This window comes from Novosphingobium sp. GW821-FHT09E05 (genome assembly GCF_059416165.1).
Map to the genome: position 1 here is coordinate 1,188,620 of NZ_JBWKOQ010000001.1, position 25,511 is coordinate 1,214,130.

Consider the following 25,511-nt stretch of genomic DNA (forward strand, 5'->3'; position numbering starts at 1 on the left):
CCGCCCGGGCGTGGACAGGGCAACGTCCAATGCTGCAACCCGTCTTCTGCTCGGCGCGATAGGGCGCTAAGGCACAGCTCATGGAGTGGATTTACGCAATTGCGATCGGCTACGCCCTCGGCTCCGTGCCGTTCGGCCTCATCATCACCCGCCTGTTCGGCGCCGGAGACCTGCGCTCGATCGGCTCGGGCAACATCGGGGCGACCAACGTGCTGCGCACCGGCCGCAAGGGGCTGGCCGCAGCAACGCTGCTGCTCGACCTGGCGAAGGGGCTTGCCGCCGTGCTGATCGTCGCGCGGTTCTGGCCGCAATGGGCGGCGCTGGCGGGGCTGGGGGCGTTCTTCGGGCACTGCTTCCCGGTGTGGCTGGGCTTCAGGGGCGGGAAGGGCGTCGCCACCACGGCGGGCATCGCCTTCGGGCTCGCCTGGCCGGCCGGGCTGGCCTACGCGGTGACGTGGATCGGCCTTCTCGCCGTGGTGAGGATTTCCTCCGTCGCCGGCATGACCGCTGCGATCGTCGCCCCGCTGGCGGCTTTGGCGCTCGGGCTGCACCAGGTGGCGCTGGTGCTGGCGGTGATCGCCGCCCTCGTCGTGTTCCTGCACCGCGAGAACATCGCCCGCCTGCGCGCCGGTACCGAACCGCGCATCGGGAGCGGCAAGAAGGGATGAGTTCGGCGGCGGAGAGGACGCGCGCGCTTTCGCAGGAAGAGGCGTTCGCGCGCATCCGCCTGCTGCGCTCGCCCAACGTCGGGCCGGTAACCTACCGGCAGCTGATCGCCCGTTTCGGCAACGGCGCGAGCGCGATCGAGGCCTTGCCCGACCTCGCCGGGCGCTCCGGGCGGCCCTATTCCCTCGCGGCCGAGCGGCGCATCCACGATGAAATCGCCGCTGTGCGCAAGGCAGGAGCCCGCTACCTCTTCCACGATTCGCCGGAATATCCGCGCCCGCTCGCAGAAACCGAAGGCGCGCCGCCGATCCTGACCTTCCGAGGGGACGCTTCGGCGGCGCTGCAGCCCTGCATCGCCGTCGTGGGCGCGCGCAATGCCTCGGCCGCCGCCGTGCGGCTAGCGCGCGACATATCGCATGACCTCGCGGCGGAAGGCTGGACGATCGTATCCGGCCTCGCACGTGGCATCGACGGGGCCGCGCACCAGGGTGCGCTGGCGACGGGCAGCACCGTCGGGGTCATCGCCAGCGGCATCGACATCGCCTACCCGCCCGAGCACGCGTCGCTGCAGGAAGAGGTCGCCGCGCGCGGCCTGCTGCTCGCCGAACAGCCGCCGGGAACGGAGCCATTGGCCCGCCATTTCCCGGCGCGCAACCGCATCATCGCCGGGCTCGCCGCCGGTACGCTGGTGGTGGAAGCCGCCCCGAAGTCGGGCTCGCTCATCACCGCGCGGCTGGCAGGGGAGATGGGGCGGGAGGTCATGGCGATCCCCGGCTCGCCGGTCGATCCGCGCTCGCACGGCTGCAACCAGCTGATCCGCGAAGGCGCCATGCTGGTGCAGGGCGCGCGGGACGTGATCGAGCAGTTGTCCGGCTTCACCGGTGTTCCGCGCCCGATCGCAAGCAATGCGGCGCGGGACTGGCCTTCGCAGGAGTGGCTGGTCGAGGAGCCCGTCCATCCCGTCGATGTGAGCGGCTTGCTCTCGGTCGCGCCGGTCGCGGTGGATGAACTCATCCGCCAGTCGGGTGCCAGTGCGGCTTCGGTCCAGCTTGCCCTGCTCGAACTCGAACTGGCGGGACAACTGGTGCGCCACGCCGGGGGGCGGGTCAGCATCGGCTGAACGACTGTCAGCAACGGTTCATCCGTGAAGACCAAGATTGCGGGCAACTGCGACGAGGCGAGGGGGCAACGATGCGCAAGGCCATTTCCACGATCCTGATCCTGGCGCTCGCGGGAACGGCCATGCCTGTGCTGAGCGATGCACCGAAGCCGACTCAGGCCAGCACGTCGTCGCGGGAGGGTTTCTGCCGCCGCCCTGGTCCACTGCCCGACCTTGGACCGGAGGACGCCTCGGATCGGCAGCGTCCCCGGCCGCTGCCGGTGTACGCGGCACGCGGAGAGGAAAGCGCAGCGATTTCTGTGACCGGAAGCGAAAAGATCGTCACGACGGCACGCCGGGTCGAGGAACGCTCTCCGCGCGAAATGGAGACCCCGCCACCTCCGCCTCCACCCCCGCCTCCTCCCCCTCCGGCGGCGCCATCCGCTTCGGACGATGTGGAGGCTGCGGCCGCCCCGGCGCCGGTGGCCTCGCCTACCGTAGGTGCGTCCGACAGTACCGGCCGCATGATGCCCGGGTATCCGCCGCGCCCCCAGCCCCGGCCCCAGAGCGGCACGCTCACCGCCGGCGAGCACGACGACCTGCTCAACCCAGAGCTTTACGCCGCCTATGTCCGCCGCTCGAACCTCGGCCAGCAGGTTCCCGCGCTTCCGGCGCTCGACACCGCGCGGCTCGTCACCGTCGAGGTCAGGGACGCGCGCGGCCGCCCGGCGCCGTTCGTGCCGGTCGAACTGCGCTGCTCGGACGGCAACAGCCTCACCTTCACCACGCAGGCCGACGGCACCGTCGTGTTCTTCCCCGGCATGGACCGCCTGTCCGATACCGTGCGCGTCCGCGCCGGGGGAGGGGAATGGCGCAGCCTCGACGTGCCGCGCACCGCCGGAACGGGACGCGTCGGCTTCACGCTGGCCGGACAGGCCCGCCCCGTGACGCGGCTCGACCTTGCGCTGGTGGTGGACGTCACCGGCTCGATGTCGGACGAGCTGAACTTCCTGCAGGCCGAACTTGATTCGATCGTCGCGGGCCTCAGCCGCCGCCATCCGGAGCTGGATATCCGCATCGGCATGACCTTCTACCGCGACGAGGGCGACGAGTTCGTCACCCGCACCTTCCCCTTCACCGGCGATGTCGCGGCGGCGCGCGGCAACCTTGGCCAGCAGTCGGCAAACGGCGGCGGCGACTACGAGGAGGCGATGCAGGACGCGCTGGTCCGCGCGGCAAAGCTCGACTGGCGGCCCGACGCGATCAAGACGTTGCTCCTTGTCGCCGATGCGCCGCCCCATGCCGAGGATGTCGCGCGCACCTGGCTCGCTGCCGAACACCTGCGCGCCGGCCGCGTGCAGGTCGTGCCGGTGGGCGCCTCGGGCGTGGGAGACCTCGCCGAATACGTGATGCGCGCGATGGCGGCGGCCACGCAGTCGCGCTACGCCTTCCTCACCGACGATTCCGGCGTTGGCAATCCGCATGCCGCGCCGGCGATCGACTGCTACCTCGTCACCCGGCTCGACAAGCTCCTCACCCGCATCATCGACAGCCAGGTCTCCGGCCGCCGCATCGAGCCCGAGAAGACCGACGTGATCCGCAGCGTGGGCCAGTACGATGCGGGCAAGTGCGTACTCCCCCGCGATTTCGCACGCCAAATCGACTGATCCGCTTTATCCCGCCCGGCGAATGCGCCAAAGGGCTCTCCACATCACTGGCCGATGAGGGCTTGACGCCCCGCCGGACCGGGACCCACCTTGTACGTGTATGTATGCGTGCGCACACGCGTAAGGGCAGATCGAGAACATAATGCAGCTGGTAATCGTCGAATCGCCTGCGAAGGCCAAGACCATCGAGAAGTACCTGGGCAAGGACTACAAGGTCCTCGCCAGCTATGGCCACGTCCGCGACCTGCCGCCCAAGGACGGCTCGGTCCGCCCGGACGAGGAGTTCGCGATGGACTGGGAGCTCTACGGCGACAAGCAGCGCCAGGTGAAGGCGATCACCGACGCGGCCAAGACCGCCGACCGACTGATCCTCGCGACCGACCCTGATCGCGAGGGCGAGGCGATCTCGTGGCACGTGCGCGAGCTGCTGGCCAAGCGCAAGGCGCTGCCCAAGGACGTGCAGCGCGTCACCTTCAACGCCATCACCAAGGAAACCGTCACCAAGGCGATGACCCAGCCGCGCGAGCTGGACCAGGACCTTATCGACGCCTACCTCGCCCGCCGCGCGCTGGATTACCTGTTCGGCTTCACGCTCTCGCCGGTGCTGTGGCGCAAGCTGCCGGGCGCCAAGTCGGCGGGCCGCGTGCAGTCGGTGGCGCTGCGCCTGATCGTCGACCGCGAGCGCGAGATCGAGGCCTTCAAGGCGCAGGAATACTGGTCGGTCGCCGCGCAGATGGCGCATGACGGCACCGACTTCACCGCCAAGCTGGTGACCTTCGAAGGCCAGAAGCTCGACCGTCTGAGCCTCGGCGAAGAAGGCATCGCGATGCGCGCCAAGGCCGCCGTCGAGCAGGGCGCCTTCAAGGTCGAGGGCGTCGAGACCAAGCCGCACCGCCGTAACCCGCAGCCGCCGTTCACCACCTCGACGCTGCAGCAGGAGGCCGCGCGCAAGCTCGGCTTCTCGGCCAGCCAGGCGATGCGCGTGGCGCAGTCGCTCTACGAGGCGGGCGCGATCACTTACATGCGTACCGACGGCGTGCAGATGGACCCCAGCGCCATCTCGGCCGCGCGCGCCGCCATCGCCGACCGCTTCTCGGGCCACTATGTCCCTGAAAAGCCGCGCCATTACGAAACCAAGGCGAAGAACGCGCAGGAAGCGCACGAGGCGATCCGGCCGACCGACTTCACCAAGGACCGTTTCGGCTCGGGCGACGAGGCCCGCCTCTACGACCTGATCTTCAAGCGCGCGATGGCGAGCCAGATGGCCTCGGCCGCGCTGGAGCGCACCACAGTCACCCTGCGTGACGGCACGGGCCGCAACGAGCTGCGCGCCACCGGCACCGTCGTGAAATTCCCCGGCTTCCTCGCCGTCTACGAGGAAGGCCGCGACAACAAGGGCGAAGACGACGAGGAGGCGGGCCTGCTGCCGTTCATGAAGGCGGGCGACATGCCGGCCAAGAAGGACGTCACCGCCGAGCAGCACTTCACCCAGCCGCCGCCGCGCTTCTCCGAGGCGAGCCTCGTCAAGCGGCTCGAGGAACTGGGCATCGGCCGCCCGTCGACTTATGCCTCCACGATCCAGGTCATCAAGGACCGCAACTACGTGCGGACCGAGAAGAATCGGTTCTTCGCGGAGGAATCGGGCCGTCTGCTGACTTCGTTCCTCGAACGCTTCTTCGACCGCTACGTCGCCTACGATTTCACGGCGGGCATGGAAGACCAGCTCGACAACGTCTCGGGCGGGCGCGAGGAATGGAAGGTGCTGCTCGCCAACTTCTGGCGCGACTTCAAGCCCAAGTCCGACGAGGTCATGGAGAAGAAGCCCTCGGAAGTGACCGAGGCGCTCGACGAATTCCTCTCCGACTACCTGTTCCCGCCCAAGGCCGACGGCAGCGATGCGCGCCTGTGCCCCAAGTGCGAACAGGGCCGCCTGTCCCTGCGCGGCGGCCGCTACGGCGCCTTCATCGCCTGCTCGAACTACCCGGAGTGCAAGTTCACCCGCAAGTTCGCGCAGCCGGGCGGCGCGGCTGACGGCGCGGGTGACGACGAGAGCCTAGGCAAGGACCCCGCGACCGACCTCGACATCGTTCGCCGCACCGGCCGCTTCGGTCCCTACATCCAGCTGGGCGAGGGCAAGGAGGCCAAGCGCGCCTCGATCCCCAAGGACATCGATGAGCTGAACTTGGAGTGGGCGATCAAGCTGCTCAGCCTGCCGCGCGCGATCGGTCCGCACCCCGAGAGCGGGAAGGATATCACTGCAAGCATAGGGCGTTACGGCCCATACCTCGCCCATGATGGCAAGTACGCCAAGCTGCGCTCGACCGCCGAAGTCTTCGACACCGGCATGAACGCGGCGGTCTCGATGCTGGCCGACGCCGCCAATCGCGGCGGCGCCTCGCGCACCAAGGCGGAACCGCTCAAGGTCTTCGGCGCGCACCCGGTCAGCGGTGGCGAGATGAAGGTGATGGAAGGCCGCTACGGCCCCTACGTCAGCGACGGCACCACCAACGCCACCCTCCCGCGCGACATGAAGCCCGAGGACATCACCGAAGAACAGGCGGTGACGCTCATCACAGAGAAGGCCGCCAAGGGCCCGGCGAAGGGCAAGAAGAAGGCGCCGGCGAAGAAAGCTGCAGCCAAGAAACCCGCCGCGAAGAAGGCGCCCGCGAAGGCAGCGGCTGCGAAAACCGGGGTGAAGAAGACGCCGGTCAAGAAGGCGCCGGTCAAGAAGGCGGTGGCTGGAGCCGAAGGCTGAGCATGTCGTTGGTGCTCGCCCTTCTGGCCGCCAGTCTTGTGGCTCCGGACATCGGGGAGAAGCAGGCATTCTGGCTTCTGCGTCACTACGGTCCTGGAAACCCGTTGCCGCAGGGGGCTGCGGCAGAAGTGTTTCTGACGGTGTCTCTGGACGGTAAGGTGTCGGCTTGCAACTCCGGGGAGCTGATGGGCGAGCGCAACGCCGCGCAGAAGATTTGCAGCATGGTAATGGGCATGCCTGTCGATCCGGCAACCGTCGACGGAAAGCCGGTCGGGGCGCAATCCATACCGTGATCAAGTCCTTCCAACCGGGTGAACAGAGAGGCCGCAAAGTCGCCGCGACTGCACTTGCGCCCGAACTCGAGCTTGTTGTGAACGCGCTGCCGGGCGGTGCGGACAAGTCGCTCGAATATGTTCTTTACGCTATGATCTCGCCCGAGGGCCGCATCACCGAATGCGTGGGACGCGACGGCGAGAATGCGAAATATGCCAAAGTGGCATGTACGCCGCTTTCGGGCGGAACCTACGATATCATCAAGACGCCCACGGGTGAGCCGATGACTTACGTCCGCCCGTTCAAAGCACGATTCAGTAAGCAGGAAGCCTCGAAATGAGCGACAAGCTCGCCAAGCACAAGCAGCCCTGGAAGCCCGAGGAACTGCAGAAACTGCAGATCCTCGCGGGCAAGGGCAAGGGTCTCAAGGAGATCGCCAAGGCCCTCAACCGCACCGAGGAATCGACCAAGGACGCGGCCAAGCAGCACAACATCGGCGTCGCCAAGGCGCGCTGAGGTCTAGCGGGGCCGCAGCCGCCATAGGCCGAACCTGCGCTGGCCCAGCGCGACCACGGCATAGCGTTCGTAGCGCGCATGGAGCGCGGCCTCGACCACCGCTCGGGTCGTGCGGTTGGCGCGGTTCGCGCGGCGCGTCTGCGCCATCACGATCACGCCCGGGCGGCTGGCGAGCACGCGCCTCGTCTCCGCGACCGGGTCGATGCCCAGCGCCCCGGCCTCGCTGATCGCGTCGAGGTGGCTGGGGTAGGCGAAGCGCGTCGGGATACAGGCGCCCGTCGTGCGGTAGAGCGCGCTGTCACCTTCGTAGACGAACAGGCAGCGGCCGCGGAGTTCGCGCGATACCGCCTGGCTGGCGGCGGTGAACTGGGCGGCGGTGCCGCGCTCGATCACCTGTGCCGCCGGGACCGCGATGGCGCCGACCATACCCACGGCCAGCAGCAGGCGCCCATACCAGCGTTCGCCCGGGTGAATACGGGCGAGCGCGGGCGCCGCGAGCACGCAGAGCGGGACGAGCACGGGGCCGAGGTAGTGGTCATACCACGTCCCGAACAGCAGGAACCCGCCTCCCGCCACCAGCGCCCACAACCGCAGGTCGGGCAGCGCGGCGAGCCGCTCGCCGCGTGATGGGGGCAGTCGTGCGGGGGCGAGGAACAGTGCGAACGCGAACGGGATGAGCACGAGGGCCTCCTTGGCAAGGCGGACGAGCGCCTCGCCAAGGTCGATCGACCGGCCGAGGATCGACAGAAAGTTGGCCTGCACGAATGCCTCGCCGTGCCCCGCCGCCATGTAGGCGAGCAGGACGGCGGCGGTCGGAGCGAGCGCGGCGCCGGCCCATGCGCAGCCGGCGGCGAGCAGGCGGCTCGTCGACCAGCCGTCCGAACGTCCATGGGCGAGCAGCATAAGGCCGAAGCCCAGGCCCTCGAACAGCACGGTGTACTTGATCTGCATGGCCACGCCGAGCAGCAGCATCGCCGCCAGTCCGCGCTGCACGAGGCCCCGGTCGCACGGCTTCACGCGCGCCTCGACCACGAGCAGGGCCGCCAGCGCGACGGGCAGGTTGTAGAACACCGGCGACTGGCCGAGCGCGACGTTGAACACCGGCTGCCAGACCAGATAGAGCAGCCCGGCCATCCGCGCTGCGCGAGGCGCGGCGATCAGGCGCGCGATGCGCTCGATCAGCAGCGCCGTCAGCACCGATAACACGAGGCCGAGCACCTGATAGGACAGCACCGGATCGAAGGGCAGGGCGCAGGCGGCCCGGAAGATCGCGAAGAGGCCCCAGGGCTTGCGGTCCCATATGTCCACGAACGGCACCGCGCCCTGCGCCATGCGCTGGCCGACGAGGAGATAGAACTGCTCGTCGGTCTGGAACGCCGGCTTGCCCAGCATCATCAGGCGGAGCAGGAACGCGCATGGTACGTAGAGGGCAAGCGAACTCAGCCCCGACCGACCGAAACGGGGAGGGCTGACAGGCGCGCCCCAGTGGTTGCGCGCGCGTGCGGCGATCGGCGCAAGCATCTGCGACCCTTCCTTCGAACCGTCCGCGATGGACGGCATCCGTTGGAGCGGCGGTTAGCGGGTCAAGTTTGCGGAATTGCGACGGGCGTTCGCGCGGCGTCCGGCCTGCGCCTCAGCTGCGCGTGCCGGTCTTGGCGGTGCCGGTGGGAGCGGGCACCGGGACCGCCGGCTGCGGCGCTCCGGGGGCGGGCATGGTCGGGGCTTGGCCAGCTGGGTTGGAGCCCGGCTCTGCCGTCACCGAAGCCTGCACCGGCTTGACGCCGCTCTTGATGAGCCACGAGGCGATGCCGTCCGCAGTGGCCTGCATGCCGGCCTTGTTGAGGTGCCATTGCAGGCCCTGCCGCCCGTCGTAGCCTGGCGGCGAGCCGATCATCCACGGCTCCTTGTCGCAGGGCGTGTGGGTGGCGGAGGACTGGTTCATCTCGACCGCGATCAGCCCGTGAGCCTGCACGACGCGGCCGGTGATCTCGGCGAGGCGTCTGCCGATTTCGCGGACGATGGCGGCGTCGGTCTCGCTCACCGGCGTGGCGGCGCACAGCGCGCCGGGCCTGGGCAGCGGCGTCAGGTACTGGACGAAGACGATGCGCGCGCGCGGGGCGGCGGCCTTGAGGCGGCGCGCGATCTCGTTGAGCTGGGCCTCGTCGCGCACGTAGTCCGCTTCGGTCGGGATGCGCACCGCCCCGCAGGCACGGGTCTTGGCTCCCGGAGTGGTGACGATCTTCGAGTTGAAGATGCACGTCGCCGAGAACAGGTTGCCGATGTAGGACAGGTCGTTGCCGCCGATGGTGACGGTGACGAGCCGGGTCTCGGCGGTGACGCTGGATATCTGGGGCGGAATTTCGCTCCACGGGCCGAGGACATTCTCGGTGGTCGCGCCCGAGCAGGAGCGGTCGATCAGTTCCAGGCCGAAGCGTTCGGCGAGCAGCGTGGGATAGTTGTTGAAGCTCTGCCCGCAGCGCGCCGGCCAACTGGGCTTGGCGGGGGGCAGTTGCGGGCCTGCCGCGAAGGAGGAGCCGATCGCGACATAGCGCGCGTCGAGGAGGCTTTCCTCCACGAGCGGCGCACTCTGCTTCGGGACGGGCGGTTTCGCGAGGGGGGTGGCAACGGGCTTTTCCCGGGCCTTTCCGGGCCCCGTCGCCTTCGCGTTCGCTTTGGTGGCAGGGGCCTTTTCAGCCGCGAATGCGCCCGCCGCCAGGGGCGTGCCGCTGCCAAGCAGCAGCGCTGTCGCGACCAGGGAACGCAGCGCCGCCTTCATCACTTCACCCAGTCCAGCCGGATTTCCTCGTAGATGTCGCGGGCGCTGTCGGCCCAGTCTTCCTCGACCTTGACGTGGAGGAAGAGATGGACCTTGTGGCCCAGCACTTCGGCGAGTTCGGTGCGCGCGGCCTCGCCGATGGCCTTGATCTTGGCGCCGCGCTTGCCCAGCACGATGGCCTTCTGGCTTTCGCGGGCGACGACGATCTGCTGGCGAATCTCGACCGAGCCGTCCTTGTGCGGGGTGTAGCTTTCCGGGCGCACGGCGGCGTCGTAGGGCAGTTCCTCGTGGAGCTGGCGATAGAGTTGTTCGCGCGTGATCTCGCAGGCGAGCAGGCGCTCGCTGGCGTCGGAAACCTGGTCCTCGGGATAATGCCACGGACTTTCGGGCATGAGCCCCGCGAGGAAAGTCTTAAGTTGTGGCACACCGTCGCCGGTCAGCGCGGAGACGAAGAACACCTCGTCGAAGGTGACCACGCCGGTAAACTCCTGCGCGAGCTGGAGCAGCTTCTCCTTGGCGCTGGCGTCCACCTTGTTGAGCACCAGCAGCTTGCGCTCCGGGCGGTCCTTCAGGCTTTCGAGCAGCGGCGCGAGTTCGTGGCGGCGCAGTTTCACCGCATCCACCACGAGCAGGATCGCGTCGGCCTCCTGTGCGCCTTCCCAGGCGGCGGCGACCATCGCGCGGTCGAGCCGGCGGCGCGGCTCGAAGATGCCGGGCGTGTCGGCGAGGATGATCTGGGTTTCCCCCTCGAGCGCGATGCCGAGCAGGCGGGCGCGGGTGGTCTGGGCCTTGGCGGAAGTGATCGCCACCTTCTGGCCGACCAGGGCGTTGACCAGCGTCGACTTGCCCGCATTGGGCGCGCCGAGCACGGCGACGAGACCGCAAGACTGGGTCATCCGAACTTCCTCATGAATTCTTCGGCCGCCTGCGTTTCGGCGTCCTGCTTGGAATTGGCGGTGGCCTGGGCCGTACCGACGTTGTGTACCGAAACCTCGACCGTGAAGCGAGCGGCATGGTCGGGGCCGGAGCGGTCCACCAGCTTGTATTCGGGCATGCGGCGGCGGTTGCCGGCGGTCCATTCCTGCAGCGCCGACTTGGGGTGCTTGCGCTTGCCGGTCTTGCCCTGGAGCGTGTCGCCCCAGAGGCCGAGCACCATGTCGCGCGCCGTTTCGAAGCCGCGCTCGGTGAAGCAGGCGCCGATGATTGCCTCCATCACGTCGCCCAGGATGTTCTCCGAATCCTGGCCGCCATCGTCGCGGGCCTGCTTGCCGAGGCGCATGTGCGGCCCCAGACCGATCTCGCGCGCGATCATCGCGCAGGTGGTGCGGCTGACGAGTGCGTTGAGGCGCTGCGAGAGGCGGCCTTCCGCCTCGTCGCTGCCGCGGAACAGCCATTCGGCGACCGACAGCCCGAGCACCCGGTCGCCCAGAAATTCCAGTCTTTCGTAATTGCGCTTCTCGCCGGTGGAACCGTGGGTCAGGGCCGATAGCCAGAGGGCCTCGTCGACCGGTTCGTAGCCGGCATGCAGGGTCAGGAAGGCGCGGGTCTGCGCGTCAAGCACTCAGATCAAGCTCCCGATGCGGGACCAGCGGGCGGCGGTGAACCAGGTCCAGGGCTTGATCCATTCGGACGAGCCGTCGGTGGAGAACATCATGACCGACGCCTTGCCGACGAGGTTCTCCTGCGGGACGATGCCGATGCCCGCGCCCTCGATCGCCGGGAAGCGGCTGTCCATCGAGTTGTCGCGGTTGTCGCCCATGAGGAACATGTGGTCCTCCGGCACGATGAACACGCCGGTGTCGTCCTGCGGGGTCTGGCCCATGTCGAGCACGGTGTAGGTCTTGCCGCCGGGCAGCGTCTCGCGGAACTGGGGGTAACGGCAGACCGCGATTCCCTTGTCGGTGCTGTCGAAGCCGGGGCCGCAGTCGGTGTTGGGGCTGACCGGCACGATGAAGTCGGCGACCTTGACCTTGGGGATGGCCTTGCCGTTGAGCCACACCTGGCCGCCGCGCATCTGGATCTCGTCGCCCGGCAGGCCGATGACGCGCTTGATGTAGTCGACGTCGTTGCCCGGGGGCGCCTTGAAGATCACCACGTCGCCGCGGTCGGGCTGGCTGGCGAGGATGCGGCCGGGGATCAGCGGCACGCTGAAGGGCAGCGAGTACTTCGAAAAGCCGTAGGACCACTTGGTGGCGAACAGGTAGTCACCGGTCAGCAGCCTCGGCAGCATGGACTCGCTGGGGATGTTGAAGGGCGAGATGATGAAGCTGCGCAGGATCAGCACGCCCAGCACCAGCCACGCCAGGAAGGAAAAGAAACTCTCGTCCTTCTGCGGCGGGGCGGCGGGCTTGGCGCCGGGGGCTGTGGAGGCCGCGTCCGTGGCCTCGATCTTGGTGGCGCTGTGCGTGTCGCTCATGGCTCAAACCCTTGCCCACGCGCGCCCGCTCCCGTCAAGTGCGATCCCCACGAACGGGCGACACCGACCGATAATTGCACAACTCGCGCTTGGATTTCGCAGTTGCGGAACGCATAAGGCGGCAAAATTGCTCGACAGGAGATGCACGGCATGAGCGAAGCGGTCTGGAAGAAGCTGCAGGGGCTGGAAAAGCCCACTCTCAAGGCGCTTTTCGGCGCCGATCCCGATCGCCTCGACACTTTCGCGACCCGTATCGAGCTGGGTGACGAGGAAAATTCGACCGGCATCCTGTTCGACTGGTCGAAGACGCACCTCGACGCCGCGCACGTTGCCGGCTTCGAGGAACTGGCCGGGGTCATGGACTTCGAGGGCCGCCGCGCCGCGCTGTTCGGCGGTGAGATCGTCAACACCACCGAGGGCCGCGCTGCCGAGCACACCGCCCAGCGCGGTGTCGGCAAGGATGATAGCGTCGGGTTAGCAGCGGAGTATCACCACCGCATGGCCGCGATAGTCGAGGCCATCCACCGCGGCGCGATGGGAGAGGTCAAGCACCTGATCCACATCGGCATCGGCGGCTCGGCGCTGGGCCCGGCGCTGGCGATCGACGCGCTGGCCCGCGAAGGCGCGCTGGTGGACGTCCACGTCGTCTCCAATATCGACGGCTGCGCGCTCGAGCAGGCTTTCGCGGCCTGCGACCCGGCGACGACGATGCTGGCGCTCGCCTCCAAGACCTTCACCACCATCGAGACCATGACCAACGCCGAAAGCGCGCTGATCTGGCTGCGCGAGAACGGCGTCGAAGACCCCTACGGCCGCGTCGTCGCGCTCACCGCCGCACCCGACAAGGCGATCGAATGGGGCGTGGACGAGACTCGCATCCTGCCGTTCTCCGAAAGCGTGGGCGGGCGCTATTCGCTGTGGTCCTCGATCGGCTTCCCGGTCGCCATGGCGCTGGGCTGGCCCGACTTCGCCGAGTTCCTTGCCGGCGCCGCCGCGATGGACGAGCATTTCCGCGATACCGACGGCATGGCCAACCTGCCGCTGCGCGCCGCGTTCGGCGACCAGTACTACACCCGCCTGCGCGCCTGCCAGACGCGGGGCGTGTTTGCCTACGACGAGCGGCTGGCGCTGCTGCCCGACTATCTCCAGCAGCTGGAGATGGAATCGAACGGCAAGAGCGTGAAGGTCGACGGTTCGCCGGTCGACGGGCCGACAGCGCCGATCACCTGGGGCGGCGTGGGCACGGACGCGCAGCACGCCGTGTTCCAGCTGCTGCACCAGGGCACCAATCTCGTGCCGGTGGACTTCATCGCCTCGATCGCGCCGGGCCACGACCTCGCTTTCGAGCACCACCGCATCCTGCTGTCGAACTGCTTCGCGCAGGGCGCCGCGCTGATGGCCGGCAAGGCGAGCGAAGACCCCGCGCGCGCCTATCCGGGCGACCGTCCCTCGGCGACGATCCTGCTCGACGAGATCACGCCCGCGACGTTCGGCGCGCTGGTGGCCTTCCACGAACACCGCACCTTCGCCAATGCGGTGCTGATGGGCATCAATCCCTTCGACCAGTTCGGCGTCGAGCTGGGCAAGGAGATCGCCAAGCAGATCGAGCAGGGCGGCACCAAGTTCGATCCCTCGACCGAAGCGCTGCTGGCGCTGGCGGGCATCGGCTGACGAGAGCTGAACGGGCGCGACGTCGGTCCGGGCGACCAACGTCGCGCCCGGACACTTTCCGCCCGAGCGTACTTGCTCGCAGACGAGGAAAAAGCAGACATCGTCGGCCGGGGCTTAGGCCAGCGGTCCCCGATCAGGTCGGGAACGACCGATAGCCGCGTGGCTCCTACGCCGGGGCGGGCATGAACCGCCCCGGCGCCCTGCAAGGGGCCCGTCAGGCGCCGAGCGATCGGCTCAGGCGCGAAATTCCAGGCCTTCGGACCAGTCTGGGTGGTTGGCGCGCAGGCCGCCCGCCGGGGTGGCAGCGTTCCTGTCGGCCAGTCCGTCGAGCAGGCGGGCCAGTAGCTGCTTGCCGTCGTCCCAGCTGCCCAGCCCGGAATCGGCGTTGATGTGCCCGGCCTTGCCCGCGTCGACGAAATCGCTGCCCCATTGCTTCGCCAGTCGCCGTGCGGTCTCGAAGCCGATCCACGGATCGTTGCGGCTGCCCACCAGGATCGAGGGGAAGGGCAGCGCGTCGGCCGGGGTCGGCGCGAAGGGGGTAAGGCGGTCGTCGCGCGGGAAGAAATCGACCTCGGGCGGGGCGACCAGCAGCGCGCCGGCGACCGGGTTCGCCCAGCCGGGCTGCTCGAACTTCGACCACCATGCGGTGAGAATGCACCCGAGGCTGTGCGCCACCAGCACGACCGGGCGGCCGGCGTTGTGGACCGCCAGGTTCAGGCGGTTGATCCAGGTATTGCGGTGCGGTGTGCTCCAGCTGCCGAGTTCGGCAAGCTGGCAGTTGTCGATTTCCTCGGCCCAGCGGCGCTGCCAGTGGCCGGGGCCGCTGCCCTCGAGGCCGGGGACGAGCAGCACCAGGGGTTCCTGCTTGTTCACTGCGGCGTTGTTAGAACGTGCCATCGGTGATCTCCCAGTCATTTTCGCGGTCCCGGCGAGGAGACGGCCATGCAGGATGTATAAACTCAACCGAAATGATTGACAATAGGCCCGCCACAGCGTTCGCGATGGGTCGAGCAGGATCAGCGCCCGATCGAAGCGGGGCTGATTTGCCTCCGGCGAGGCGCTCCCGGCTGGCAATCGGGCCTGCCATGTCCCATATGCGCCGCGACCGATCGCAGATCAGCCTTCCGGGCTGGCAAGGGAGCAATCACGCATGGCCGACTACGACTACGACCTCTTCACCATCGGCGCCGGTTCGGGCGGCGTTCGCGCGAGCCGGGTGGCTGCGGCGCATGGGGCGAGGGTGGCGGTGGCCGAGGAGTTCCGTATCGGCGGGACCTGCGTGATCCGCGGCTGCGTCCCCAAGAAGATGCTCGTCTACGGCGCGCACTTCGCCGAGGACCTCGAGGACGCCAGGCACTTCGGCTGGGACGTGGGCGAGCCCAGGTTCGACTGGGTCAAGCTGCGCGACAACGTGCTGGGCGACGTCGATCGGCTCAACGGGCTCTACACGCAGACGCTCGAGAACAACAAGGTCGAGATCTTCCACGAGCGCGCGACCATCACCGGCCCCAACGAGGTCACGCTGGCGAGCGGCGAGAAGAAGACCGCGAAGCACATCCTCGTCTGCACCGGTGCGCGTCCGCACGTTCCCCATTGCTCCGGCCACGAGCACGGCATCACCTCGAACGAGGCGTTCCATCTCGACGCGATCCCCAAGCGCGTGCTGATCGCGGGCGCGGGCTACATCGCCAACGAGTTCGCCGGCATCTTCCACCAGTTCGGCGCCAAGGTTACGCTGATGAACCGCTCGGACCAGCTGCTGCGCGGCTACGACGAGAGCGTGCGCGACCGTCTGCTGCAGATCTCGCTGACCAAGGGCATCGACTTCCGCTTCAACGCCAACTTCGAGAAGATCGAGAAGAACAAGGACGGCACGCTGCTGGTCCACATGAGCAACCACGAGCCGATCGAGGTCGACTGCGTGCTGTTCGCCACCGGCCGCGTGCCCAACATCGAGGGGCTGGGGCTCGATGACGTGGGCGTCCAGCTCAACGAGCGCGGCGCGATCGCGGTGGACGAGCATTCGCGCACCAACATCCAGAGCATCTACGCCGTGGGCGACGTGACCGACCGCGTGCAGCTCACCCCCGTCGCCATCCGCGAGGGGCAGGCCTTCGCCGACACCGTGTTCGGCGGCAAGCCGACGACGGTCGACTATGGCTGCATTCCCTCGGCCGTGTTCAGCCACCCGCCGATCGCCGCCGTCGGTCTCACCGAGGCGGAGGCCATGGAGAAGTATGGTTCGGTCAAGGTCTATACCAGCGACTTCCGCTCGATGAAGAACGTCGTCGCCCACCGCAACGAGCGCTCGCTCTACAAGATGGTGTGCGAAGCCTCGACCGAGCGGGTGCTGGGCATCCACATGATCGGCTCCGAGGCGCCGGAGATCATGCAGGCCGCGGCCGTGGCGGTGAAGGCGGGCCTGACCAAGGCCGACTTCGATGCGACTGTCGCCATCCACCCGACGATGGCCGAGGAACTCGTCCTGCTGAAGTGAGGCTATGGTCGCCGCATGGGCGGGGACCATGCCAGTCTTCCATATCGCCTGACGGATATAGCTGAAACTACCCCGTCATTTGTCTTAACCGGGCGATTAAAATAGTTGACCTCAGCGCTTCCAGGTCCTTTAGCGAATGCAGCATTCCATGCTGGAACCGCACACTGGAACCACTGGACAAGGGAAGCCGGATGTCAGCCAATATCGCCGAAATGGAAAAGCGCCGGTCTGCCGCCAAGCTGGGCGGCGGGCAGAGGCGTATCGATGCGCAGCACGCCAAGGGCAAGCTCACCGCGCGTGAACGCCTTGACGTGCTGCTCGACGAGGACAGCTTCGAGGAGATGGACCTCTACGTCGAGCACGACTGCGTCGACTTCGGCATGCAGGACCAGAAGATCCCCGGCGACGGCGTGGTCACGGGTTCGGGCACCATCAACGGCCGTCTCGTCTACGTGTTCAGCCAGGACTTCACCGTGTTCGGCGGCTCGCTTTCGGCCCGCCATGCGCAGAAGATCTGCAAGGTGATGGACGCCGCGCTCAAGGTCGGCGCGCCGGTCATCGGCCTCAACGATTCGGGCGGTGCGCGCATCCAGGAAGGCGTGGCCTCGCTCGGCGGTTATGCCGACGTGTTCCAGCGCAACGTCCTCGCCTCGGGCGTGGTGCCGCAGCTTTCACTCATCATGGGGCCTTGCGCGGGCGGCGCGGTCTATTCGCCTGCCATGACCGACTTCATCTTCATGGTGAAGGACAGCTCGTACATGTTCGTGACCGGCCCGGAAGTGGTCAAGACGGTCACCAACGAGGTCGTCACGCAGGAAGAACTGGGCGGTGCGATCACGCACTCCAGCAAGACCTCGGTCTCCGACCTCGCGCTGGAAAACGACATCGAGGCGCTGCTGGCGGCGCGCGACTTCTTCGACTTCCTGCCCTCGTCCAACCGCGACGACGCGCCGGAGCGCCCCTGCGCGGATGCCTGGGACCGTCTCGAGCCCAGCCTCGACACGATCATCCCGCCGAGCGCGAACCAGCCCTACGACATGCACGAAGTGCTGCGTAAGACGCTGGACGAGGGCGAGTTCTTCGAGCTGCAGCCGCTCCACGCGGGCAACATCCTGATCGGCTTCGGCCGTATCGAGGGCAAGACGGTGGGCATCGTCGCCAACCAGCCGATGGTGCTGGCGGGCGTGCTCGACATCAACTCGTCGAAGAAGGCCGCGCGGTTCGTGCGCTTCTGCGACGCCTTCAACATCCCGATCGTCACCTTCGTCGACGTGCCCGGCTTCCTGCCCGGCACCGACCAGGAGCACAACGGCATCATCAAGCACGGCGCCAAGCTGCTGTTCGCCTATGCCGAGGCGACCGTGCCCAAGATCACCGTCATCACCCGCAAGGCTTACGGCGGCGCCTACGACGTCATGAGCTCCAAGCACCTGCGCGGTGACCTCAACTACGCCTGGCCGACCGCCGAGATCGCGGTGATGGGCGCCAAGGGCGCGGTGGAGATCATCTTCCGCGGCCAGGATGCGGACGGCATCGCCGCCAAGACCAAGGAATACGAGGACCGCTTCGCCAATCCCTTCGTGGCGGCAAGCCGGGGCTACATCGACGAGGTCATCTACCCGCACTCGACCCGTCGGCGCATCGCACTGGGCCTGCGCAAGCTGAGCAACAAGGTTCTCGAGAACCCCTGGAAGAAGCACGACAACATCCCGCTGTGACGGCGGCCGGTCGGTGTCCTTTTTGAGAGTACCGTGATCGCGGACGGAGGGCGAAAAGGCCTCCATTCGGAACCGAGAACAAGGGATTGGGAAGTCAGGTCATGGAAGACATCTACATCGTCAGCGGCGTGCGCACGGCAGTCGGCGACTTCGGCGGATCGCTCAAGAGCTTCATGCCTTCGGAGCTCGGCGGGCTCGTCGCAACCGAGGCGCTGAAGCGTGCGGGCATCGAGCCCGAGGCGGTCGAGCATGTCGTGATCGGCCAGGTCATGCCGACCAGCGCCAAGGACGAGATGCTCAGCCGCGTCATCGGTATCAACGCCGGTGTGCCGCTTGCCACCCCTGCGCTGACGCTCAACCGCCTCTGCGGCTCGGGCGTCCAGGCGATCGTGTCGGCCGCGCAGATGATGAAGCTGGGCGAGGCCTCGGTCACGATCGCGGGCGGCGCGGAATCGATGTCGAACGTCCCCTACCATGACCACGGCGTGCGCTGGGGCCGGAAGATGGGCGCCAACACGCAGGAAGACGCGCTGACGCTGGGCCTGTCGGACGCGATCGGCGGCTACCACATGGGCATCACCGCCGAGAACGTGGCGGAGCGCCATCAGGTCTCGCGCACCGACATGGACACGCTCGCCGCGACTAGCCACCAGCGCGCCGCCAACGCCATCGCCGAGGGACGCTTCAAGGAGCAGATCCTTCCCGTCGAAGTGAAGACCCGCAAGGGCGTCACCGTCTTCGACACCGACGAGCACGTCCGCGCCGACACGACCGTCGAGACGCTGGGCGCGATGAAGCCCGCCTTCAAGAAGGACGGTTCGGTCACTGCCGGCAACGCCAGCGGCATCAACGACGGCGCCGCCGCCGTGGTGCTCGCGACCGGCGCCGAGGTCGAGAAGCGCGGCCTCAAGCCGCTGGCGAAGATCGTCGCCTGGGGCCACGCCGGCGTCGACCCCGCCTATATGGGCGAAGGCCCGATCCACGCCGTGCCGATCGCGCTCAAGCGCGCCGGCCTTGGCCTGGAGCAGATCGACGTGATCGAGAGCAACGAGGCTTTCGCCGCGCAGGCCTGCGCCGTCGCCAAGGTGCTCGGCTTCGATCCCGAGAAGGTGAACCCCAACGGCTCGGGCGTCTCGATCGGCCACCCGGTCGGCGCGACGGGCTGCATGCTCACCATCAAGTGCGCCTACGAACTCAAGCGCAGCGGCGGAAAATACGGGTTGATCACGATGTGCATCGGCGGCGGCCAGGGCATCGCCATGGTCATCGAGAACGTGGAGTAATCTGACATGAAGCTCGGTCGCCTCAACCACATCGGCGTCGCCACGCCCGACCTCGACGCCTCGATCGCGTTCTACAGGGACGTGATGGGCGCCACCGACGTGACCGAGCCGTTCGTGCTCGAAAGCCAGCAGGTTCGCGTGTGTTTCGTCAACACGCCGGGCGAAAACGGCACCGCCGGTACGCAGATCGAACTGCTCCAGCCTACGGTTGCGGACTCGGCTGTCGGCAAGTGGCTGGAGAAGAACCCGCTCGGGGGCCAGCACCACCTATGTTACGAAGTGCCTGACATCGGCGAGGCAAAGGCCTGGTTCGAAAGCCAGGGCAAGCGGGTGCTCGGAGAGCCGCGCATCGGCGCGCACGGGACCATGATCTTCTTCGTCCACCCCAAGGACATGGGCGGGCAGCTCACCGAGATCATGGAAACGCCCAAGGGCACCCATCACTGATTTGACCCGAAGACCCCGCCCCCGATCGACATGACGGGCGGGGCGATCCGAGGAATGCGAACATGGCTGACATCAACGACTGGCAGGCAGCGGCGGACAAGGAGGTCAAGGGCAAGGACCTGACCTGGAACACGCCCGAGGGTATCGCGGTCAAGCCGCTCTACACCGCCGAGGACGTGGCCGTCGATCCGGGTCTCCCCGGCTTCGCGCCCTTCACGCGCGGCGTTCGCGCCTCGATGTATGCGGGCCGTCCCTGGACCATCCGCCAGTACGCCGGTTTCTCCACCGCCGAGGAATCGAACGCCTTCTACCGCCGCAACCTCGCGGCGGGGCAGAAGGGCCTGTCGGTCGCCTTCGACCTCGCCACCCACCGCGGCTACGACAGCGACCACCCGCGCGTCGTCGGTGACGTCGGCAAGGCGGGAGTCGCGATCGATTCCGTCGAGGACATGAAGATCCTGTTCGACGGCATCCCGCTCGACAAGATGTCGGTCTCGATGACGATGAACGGCGCGGTGATCCCGATCCTGGCCTTCTTCATCGTCGCGGGCGAGGAACAGGGCGTCGACCGCAAGCTGCTCGACGGGACCATCCAGAACGACATCCTCAAGGAGTTCATGGTCCGCAACACCTACATCTACCCGCCAGAGCCTTCGATGCGGATCATCTCGGACATCTTCGGCTACACCAGCCGCGAGATGCCGAAGTTCAACTCGATCTCGATTTCCGGCTATCACATGCAGGAAGCCGGCGCGACGCAGGTCCAGGAACTGGCCTTCACCATCGCCGACGGCGCCGAATACGTGAAGTACGGCGTGGCCTCGGGCCTCGACATCGACAAGTTCGCCGGGCGCCTGTCGTTCTTCTTCGCCATCGGCATGAACTTCTTCATGGAGATCGCCAAGCTGCGCGCCGCGCGCGTGCTGTGGCATCGGGTGATGACCGAGCTGGGCGCCAAGGACGAGCGCTCGAAGATGCTGCGCACCCACTGCCAGACCTCGGGCGTGTCGCTGCAGGAGCAGGACCCCTACAACAACGTCATCCGCACCACGGTCGAGGCGATGGCCTCGATGCTGGGCGGCACCCAGTCGCTGCACACCAACGCGCTCGACGAGGCGATCGCGCTGCCGACCGACTTCTCGGCGCGCATTGCCCGCAACACCCAGATCATCATCCAGGAAGAGACCGGGATGACCAAGGTGGTCGATCCCCTGGGCGGCTCCTACTACATCGAATCGCTCACCCAGCAGCTGGTCGACGAGGCGTGGGAGATCATCGAGCGCGTCCAGGCCGAGGGCGGCATGGCCAAGGCGGTCGCCGCCGGCTGGCCCAAGGCGATGATCGAAACCGCCGCCGCCGCCCGCCAGGCGCGCGTGGACCGGGGTGACGACGTCATCGTCGGCGTGAACAAGTACCGCCTCGCCACCGAGGACGCGATCGAGACGCTCGAAGTCGACAACGCCAAGGTCCGCGAAGGCCAGATCGCCCGCATCAACAAGATGAAGGCGGACCGAGACGAAGCCGTCTGCCAGGCTGCGCTGAAAGCGCTGCGCGACGGGGCGGCGGGCGAATCGAGCATCGAGAACAACCTCCTCGCGCTCGCCGTCGAAGCCGCCCGCGCCCGCGCGACGCTGGGCGAGATTTCATCGGCGATGGAAGAGAGCTTCGAGCGCTACGGTACTCAGCCCACCCCGGTGAAGGGCGTCTACGGCGCGCCTTACGAGGGCGACAGCCGCTGGCAGCAGGTGCTCGACGGCGTGGCGGCGGTCGAACGCCGCCTCGGCCGCAAGCCCAAGCTGCTCGTCGCCAAGATGGGCCAGGACGGCCACGATCGCGGCGCCAACATCATCGCCTCGGCCTTCGGAGACATGGGCTTCGACGTCGTCTCGGGGCCGCTGTTCCAGACGCCCGGGGAAACCGTGGTGCTGGCGCTGCAGAACGAAGTGGACGTGGTCGGCGCCTCCAGCCTCGCGGCCGGACACAAGACGCTGGTGCCCGAGCTGATCCAGCAGCTGCGCGAGGCCGGCCGGAGCGACATCAAGGTGATCGCCGGCGGCGTCATCCCGGCGAAGGATTACGAATACCTGCGCAATGCCGGTGTCCAGGGCATCTATGGTCCCGGCTCCAACGTGGTCGAATGCGCCGCTGACGTGCTGCGCCTGCTCGGCCACAACATGCCGCCGCTTGGCTCCGAACTGCAGGCGGCGGAGTAAGCCGTGGTGCAGGGGGGCATGCGAGAACTGGCAAGGGACGACGCTTGGCTCTATGGCCGGGCTTTGGCCCCGGCTGCCCGAGGAAGACTATGACCGATACCCCCATCGCCCGCACCGACTGGACCCGCGAAGAGATCGCCGCGCTGTTCGACCTGCCGTTCACCGAACTGGTGTTCCGCGCGGCCGAAGTCCACCGCGCCAGCCACAAGGCCGACGAAGTCCAGCTGTCCACGCTGCTCTCGATCAAGACCGGCGGCTGCGTCGAGGACTGCGGCTACTGCTCGCAGTCGGTTTCGGCCAACAGCGGCGTCAAGGCGACCAAGCTGATGGAGGTGCAGGCCGTGCTCCAGCGCGCCGCGCAGGCGGCCGACCAGGGCTCGACCCGCTTCTGCATGGGCGCCGCTTGGCGCAACCCCAAGGACCGCGACATGCCCGCCATCATCGAGATGGTGAAGGGCGTGCGCGCCATGGGCATGGAAACTTGCATGACGCTGGGGATGCTGACGCCCGACCAGGCCGACATGCTCTCCGACGCCGGACTGGATTACTACAACCACAACATCGACACTTCGCCCGAACGCTACGACCAGGTCATCACCACGCGCACCATGGACGACCGCCTCGACACGCTGTCGAACGTGCGCATGGCGGGGATCAACGTCTGCTCGGGCGGCATCGTCGGCATGGGCGAGACCCGCGCCGACCGCGTCGGTTTCGTCCACACCCTCGCCACGCTGCCGGAGCATCCGCAGTCGGTGCCGGTCAATGCGCTGGTCCCGGTCAAGGGCACCGTGCTGGGTGACATGCTGGCCGACACCCCGCTCGCCAAGATCGACGACGTGGAGTTCGTGCGCACCGTCGCGGTCGCGCGGATCACCATGCCGCTGTCGATGGTGCGGCTTTCGGCGGGCCGCGAATCGATGTCCGAGATGACGCAGGCGATGTGCTTCATGGCCGGCGCCAACTCGATCTTCACCGGCGACAAGCTGCTCACCGCCCCCAACGCGGGCGATGACAACGACCTGGCGATGTTCGCGCGTCTGGGCCTCAAGCCCATGGCCATCGAACTCACACCCGCGCAAGTGGAAGCGCAGCGCATGCCGCGTGGCTGCGCCAAGCTGGAAGCTGCCGAGTAGTGATCTGGACGCTCTTCCTGATGGCAGCGGAGCCGCAGGTGGACTGCGGCAATGCGATGACGCAGGCGGACATGAATATCTGCTCGTTCCGGGGCTATCAGGCGGCCGACAAGGCGCTCAACGCCGCGTGGCAAAACGCGGCTTCGCAGGCAAAGGGCCAGTCGCCGGAGGCATTCCGGCGGCTGCTCGATGCGCAGCGCAAATGGATCGCATACCGTGACGCGCAATGCCTCGCGGTGAACGGCCCGAGGGAAGAAAGCGGCACGATCTGGCCGCTTCTTCAGAACGGCTGCATGGAACAACTGACCGAAGCGCGCAGCAAACAGCTGCGCGACTACGTGGAGACGGGGCACTGATGTTCAAGAAAATCCTCATCGCAAACCGGGGCGAAATCGCCTGCCGCGTCATCAAGACCGCGCGCCGGATGGGCATCCAGACGGTGGCGGTCTATTCCGACGCCGACGCCCGCGCGCCGTTCGTGCAGATGGCTGACGAGGCCGTCCACATCGGCCCGGCGCCGGCCGCGCAGTCGTACCTGATCGCCGACAAGATCATCGCAGCCTGCAAGCAGACGGGCGCCGAGGCGGTCCACCCGGGCTACGGCTTCCTGTCCGAGCGCACCTCGTTCGCCGAGGCGCTCGCCGCAGAAGGCATCGAGTTCATCGGCCCGCCCGTCAATGCGATCGCGGCGATGGGCGACAAGATCGAGTCGAAGAAGCTCGCCAAGGCGGCCGGCGTCAACGTCGTCCCCGGTTTCGTCGGCGAGATCGAGGATACCGAACATGCCGTGCGCATCTCGGCCGAGATCGGCTATCCGGTGATGATGAAGGCCTCGGCCGGCGGCGGCGGCAAGGGCATGCGCCTCGCCTACGACGAGAAGGACGTGCGCGAGGGCTTCGAGGCCACCAAGCGCGAGGGCCTGAACTCCTTCGGCGACGACCGCGTCTTCATCGAGAAGTTCATCCTCAATCCCCGCCACATCGAGATCCAGATCCTCGGCGACAAGCACGGCAACATTCTCTACCTGAACGAGCGCGAATGCTCGATCCAGCGCCGTCACCAGAAAGTGGTCGAGGAAGCGCCGTCGCCCTTCGTCACGGAAAAGATGCGCAAGGCCATGGGCGAGCAGTGCGTCGCCCTGTCGCGCGCGGTCGGCTACTATTCGGCCGGCACCGTGGAACTGATCGTCTCGGGCGCCGACCCGACGGGCGAGAGCTTCTACTTCCTCGAGATGAACACGCGCCTCCAGGTGGAGCATCCCGTCACCGAGGCGATCACCGGCATCGACCTCGTCGAGCAGATGATCCGCGTCGCCGCCGGCGAGAAGCTGGAAATGACGCAGGACGACGTGAAGATCGAGGGCTGGGCCATCGAGAACCGCGTCTACGCCGAAGACCCCTATCGCGGCTTCCTGCCCTCGACCGGGCGCCTGTCGCGCTACAACCCGCCGGTCGAAGGCTGGACAGAGGACGAGGAAGGCAACGGCCGCCGCGGCATCGACGGCGTGCGCGTGGACGACGGCGTCTACGAGGGCGGCGAAGTCTCGATGTTCTACGACCCGATGATCGCCAAGCTGATCACCTGGGGCGAGACGCGCGACGAGGCGGCCGACAAGCAGGTCGCCGCGCTCGACGCCTTCGAGATCGAGGGTCTGGGTCACAACATCGATTTCGTCTCGGCCATCATGCAGCACCCGCGCTTCCGCTCGGGCGAACTGACCACCGGCTTCATCGCCGAGGAGTACCCCGAAGGCTTCCACGGCGCGCCCGCGTCTGACGACCTCAAGGTCAAGCTCGCCGCCGTCGCCGCCTTCGTCGCCACCGCGCGCGCCGATCGTTCGCGCCGGGTCGAGGGCCAGCTGGGAACGCCGCTCGATCCTCCGGGCGAGTGGACCGTCACCATCGACGGCGCGGTGTTCGATGTCGAGCTCGACGAGGACGTGCTGACGGTCAACGGCGAGGAGGTCGAGCTGGAGCTGGAATACACGCCGGGCGACCGCTTCGTCGAAGCCGAAGTCGACGGCGAGGACCTGGTGCTCAAGCTGGAGACCACCCGCACCGGCTTCCGGATGACCACGCGCGGCGCGATCCACAAGGTCGAGTGCCTGCCCACGCGCATCGTCGGGCTGACGAAGCACATGATCGAGAAGATCGCGCCCGATCTTTCGCGCTTCCTGATCTGCCCGATGCCGGGCCTGCTGGTCTCGCTCAACGTGGGCGAGGGCGACAAGGTCGAAGCCGGACAGCCGCTTGCGGTGGTCGAGGCCATGAAGATGGAGAACATCCTGCGCGCCGAGAAGTCGGGCACGGTCAAGTCGATCAACGCCAAGGCCGGCGAGAGCCTGCGGGTGGACGCCATCATCCTCGAAATGGAGTGAC

At 67.4% G+C, this 25,511-nt stretch carries 22 protein-coding genes; 16 read left to right on the plus strand and 6 right to left on the minus strand.

Translation table 11 applies throughout. From position 1 onward, the window contains the following. The first annotated feature begins 80 nt into the window (after positions 1–80). From plsY to AC07M9_RS05415, 7 genes are all read left to right on the plus strand, one after another. A complete protein-coding gene (gene plsY, locus AC07M9_RS05385; protein ID WP_494881953.1) occupies positions 81–668 on the plus strand; it encodes a glycerol-3-phosphate 1-O-acyltransferase PlsY in 588 nt (195 codons plus the stop codon). Further along, complete coding sequence (dprA, locus tag AC07M9_RS05390) at positions 665–1,786, plus strand: DNA-processing protein DprA (RefSeq protein ID WP_494881954.1); 1,122 nt, start codon at positions 665–667, stop codon at positions 1,784–1,786. Before plsY ends, dprA begins: the two co-directional genes overlap by 4 nt. A gap of 503 nt (positions 1,787–2,289) precedes the next feature. Beyond that, on the plus strand, positions 2,290–3,432 hold the full coding sequence (locus AC07M9_RS05395; RefSeq protein ID WP_494881956.1) for a vWA domain-containing protein: 1,143 nt from the start codon (positions 2,290–2,292) through the stop codon (positions 3,430–3,432). A gap of 142 nt (positions 3,433–3,574) precedes the next feature. Then, positions 3,575–6,187: a type I DNA topoisomerase gene (gene topA / locus AC07M9_RS05400; protein ID WP_494881958.1), complete on the plus strand. Its 2,613-nt coding sequence runs from the start codon at positions 3,575–3,577 to the stop codon at positions 6,185–6,187. A 2-nt stretch (positions 6,188–6,189) separates the two neighbouring features. Continuing rightward, positions 6,190–6,480: a hypothetical protein gene (locus tag AC07M9_RS05405; RefSeq protein ID WP_494881960.1), complete on the plus strand. Its 291-nt coding sequence runs from the start codon at positions 6,190–6,192 to the stop codon at positions 6,478–6,480. After that, positions 6,477–6,800, plus strand: a complete 324-nt coding sequence (locus AC07M9_RS05410) for a hypothetical protein (protein ID WP_494881962.1) — start codon at positions 6,477–6,479, stop codon at positions 6,798–6,800. The genes AC07M9_RS05405 and AC07M9_RS05410 overlap by 4 nt, the downstream gene beginning before the upstream one ends. Beyond that, on the plus strand, positions 6,797–6,976 hold the full coding sequence (locus tag AC07M9_RS05415) for a hypothetical protein (RefSeq protein WP_494881963.1): 180 nt from the start codon (positions 6,797–6,799) through the stop codon (positions 6,974–6,976). Before AC07M9_RS05410 ends, AC07M9_RS05415 begins: the two co-directional genes overlap by 4 nt. A gap of 3 nt (positions 6,977–6,979) precedes the next feature. Here the strand turns inward: AC07M9_RS05415 and AC07M9_RS05420 are convergent, their stop codons facing one another. The 5 genes from AC07M9_RS05420 to lepB all read right to left on the minus strand — a co-directional run bounded on the left by AC07M9_RS05420 (position 6,980) and on the right by lepB (position 12,168). After that, positions 6,980–8,497, minus strand: coding sequence for a glycosyltransferase family protein (locus AC07M9_RS05420; protein ID WP_494881965.1), 1,518 nt, complete (start codon positions 8,495–8,497; stop codon positions 6,980–6,982). Between the two features lie 112 nt (positions 8,498–8,609). Next, complete coding sequence (locus AC07M9_RS05425) at positions 8,610–9,551, minus strand: SGNH/GDSL hydrolase family protein (protein ID WP_494881967.1); 942 nt, start codon at positions 9,549–9,551, stop codon at positions 8,610–8,612. 200 nt (positions 9,552–9,751) lie between these two features. Beyond that, the gene (gene era, locus AC07M9_RS05430) at positions 9,752–10,648 is read right to left on the minus strand and encodes a GTPase Era (protein WP_494881969.1); all 897 of its coding nucleotides are present in this window, start codon (positions 10,646–10,648) and stop codon (positions 9,752–9,754) included. Next, positions 10,645–11,313 (minus strand): ribonuclease III, encoded by a 669-nt coding sequence (gene rnc, locus AC07M9_RS05435; RefSeq protein ID WP_494881971.1) that lies wholly within the window; start codon positions 11,311–11,313, stop codon positions 10,645–10,647. Before rnc ends, era begins: the two co-directional genes overlap by 4 nt. Then, complete coding sequence (lepB, locus tag AC07M9_RS05440) at positions 11,314–12,168, minus strand: signal peptidase I (RefSeq protein WP_494881973.1); 855 nt, start codon at positions 12,166–12,168, stop codon at positions 11,314–11,316. It lies immediately after the preceding gene. Between the two features lie 150 nt (positions 12,169–12,318). Here lepB and pgi point away from each other — a divergent pair, with 150 nt between their 5' ends. Then, a complete protein-coding gene (pgi, locus tag AC07M9_RS05445; protein ID WP_494881975.1) occupies positions 12,319–13,839 on the plus strand; it encodes a glucose-6-phosphate isomerase in 1,521 nt (506 codons plus the stop codon). A 234-nt stretch (positions 13,840–14,073) separates the two neighbouring features. On the opposite strand, the gene AC07M9_RS05450 is transcribed toward pgi, so the two are convergent. Next, entirely contained in the window at positions 14,074–14,736 is a 663-nt protein-coding gene (locus tag AC07M9_RS05450; RefSeq protein ID WP_494881977.1) for an RBBP9/YdeN family alpha/beta hydrolase, read from the minus strand. A 253-nt stretch (positions 14,737–14,989) separates the two neighbouring features. Between AC07M9_RS05450 and gor the strand changes: the two genes are divergently transcribed. The 8 genes from gor to AC07M9_RS05490 all read left to right on the plus strand — a co-directional run bounded on the left by gor (position 14,990) and on the right by AC07M9_RS05490 (position 25,510). Continuing rightward, positions 14,990–16,336, plus strand: a complete 1,347-nt coding sequence (gene gor, locus AC07M9_RS05455; RefSeq protein WP_494881979.1) for a glutathione-disulfide reductase — start codon at positions 14,990–14,992, stop codon at positions 16,334–16,336. Positions 16,337–16,527: 191 nt separating this feature from the next. After that, entirely contained in the window at positions 16,528–18,054 is a 1,527-nt protein-coding gene (locus AC07M9_RS05460) for an acyl-CoA carboxylase subunit beta (protein ID WP_494881981.1), read from the plus strand. A gap of 101 nt (positions 18,055–18,155) precedes the next feature. Next, a complete protein-coding gene (gene bktB, locus AC07M9_RS05465) occupies positions 18,156–19,337 on the plus strand; it encodes a beta-ketothiolase BktB (protein ID WP_494881983.1) in 1,182 nt (393 codons plus the stop codon). A gap of 6 nt (positions 19,338–19,343) precedes the next feature. Further along, positions 19,344–19,784: a methylmalonyl-CoA epimerase gene (gene mce / locus AC07M9_RS05470; protein ID WP_494881985.1), complete on the plus strand. Its 441-nt coding sequence runs from the start codon at positions 19,344–19,346 to the stop codon at positions 19,782–19,784. A 62-nt stretch (positions 19,785–19,846) separates the two neighbouring features. Continuing rightward, on the plus strand, positions 19,847–21,997 hold the full coding sequence (gene scpA / locus AC07M9_RS05475; protein ID WP_494881987.1) for a methylmalonyl-CoA mutase: 2,151 nt from the start codon (positions 19,847–19,849) through the stop codon (positions 21,995–21,997). An 89-nt stretch (positions 21,998–22,086) separates the two neighbouring features. Then, positions 22,087–23,133, plus strand: a complete 1,047-nt coding sequence (gene bioB, locus AC07M9_RS05480) for a biotin synthase BioB (protein WP_494881989.1) — start codon at positions 22,087–22,089, stop codon at positions 23,131–23,133. Next, entirely contained in the window at positions 23,133–23,489 is a 357-nt protein-coding gene (locus tag AC07M9_RS05485) for a lysozyme inhibitor LprI family protein (protein ID WP_494881990.1), read from the plus strand. Before bioB ends, AC07M9_RS05485 begins: the two co-directional genes overlap by 1 nt. Then, positions 23,489–25,510: an acetyl-CoA carboxylase biotin carboxylase subunit gene (locus AC07M9_RS05490; RefSeq protein ID WP_494881992.1), complete on the plus strand. Its 2,022-nt coding sequence runs from the start codon at positions 23,489–23,491 to the stop codon at positions 25,508–25,510. Before AC07M9_RS05485 ends, AC07M9_RS05490 begins: the two co-directional genes overlap by 1 nt. The last annotated feature ends 1 nt before the right edge of the window (position 25,511 follow it).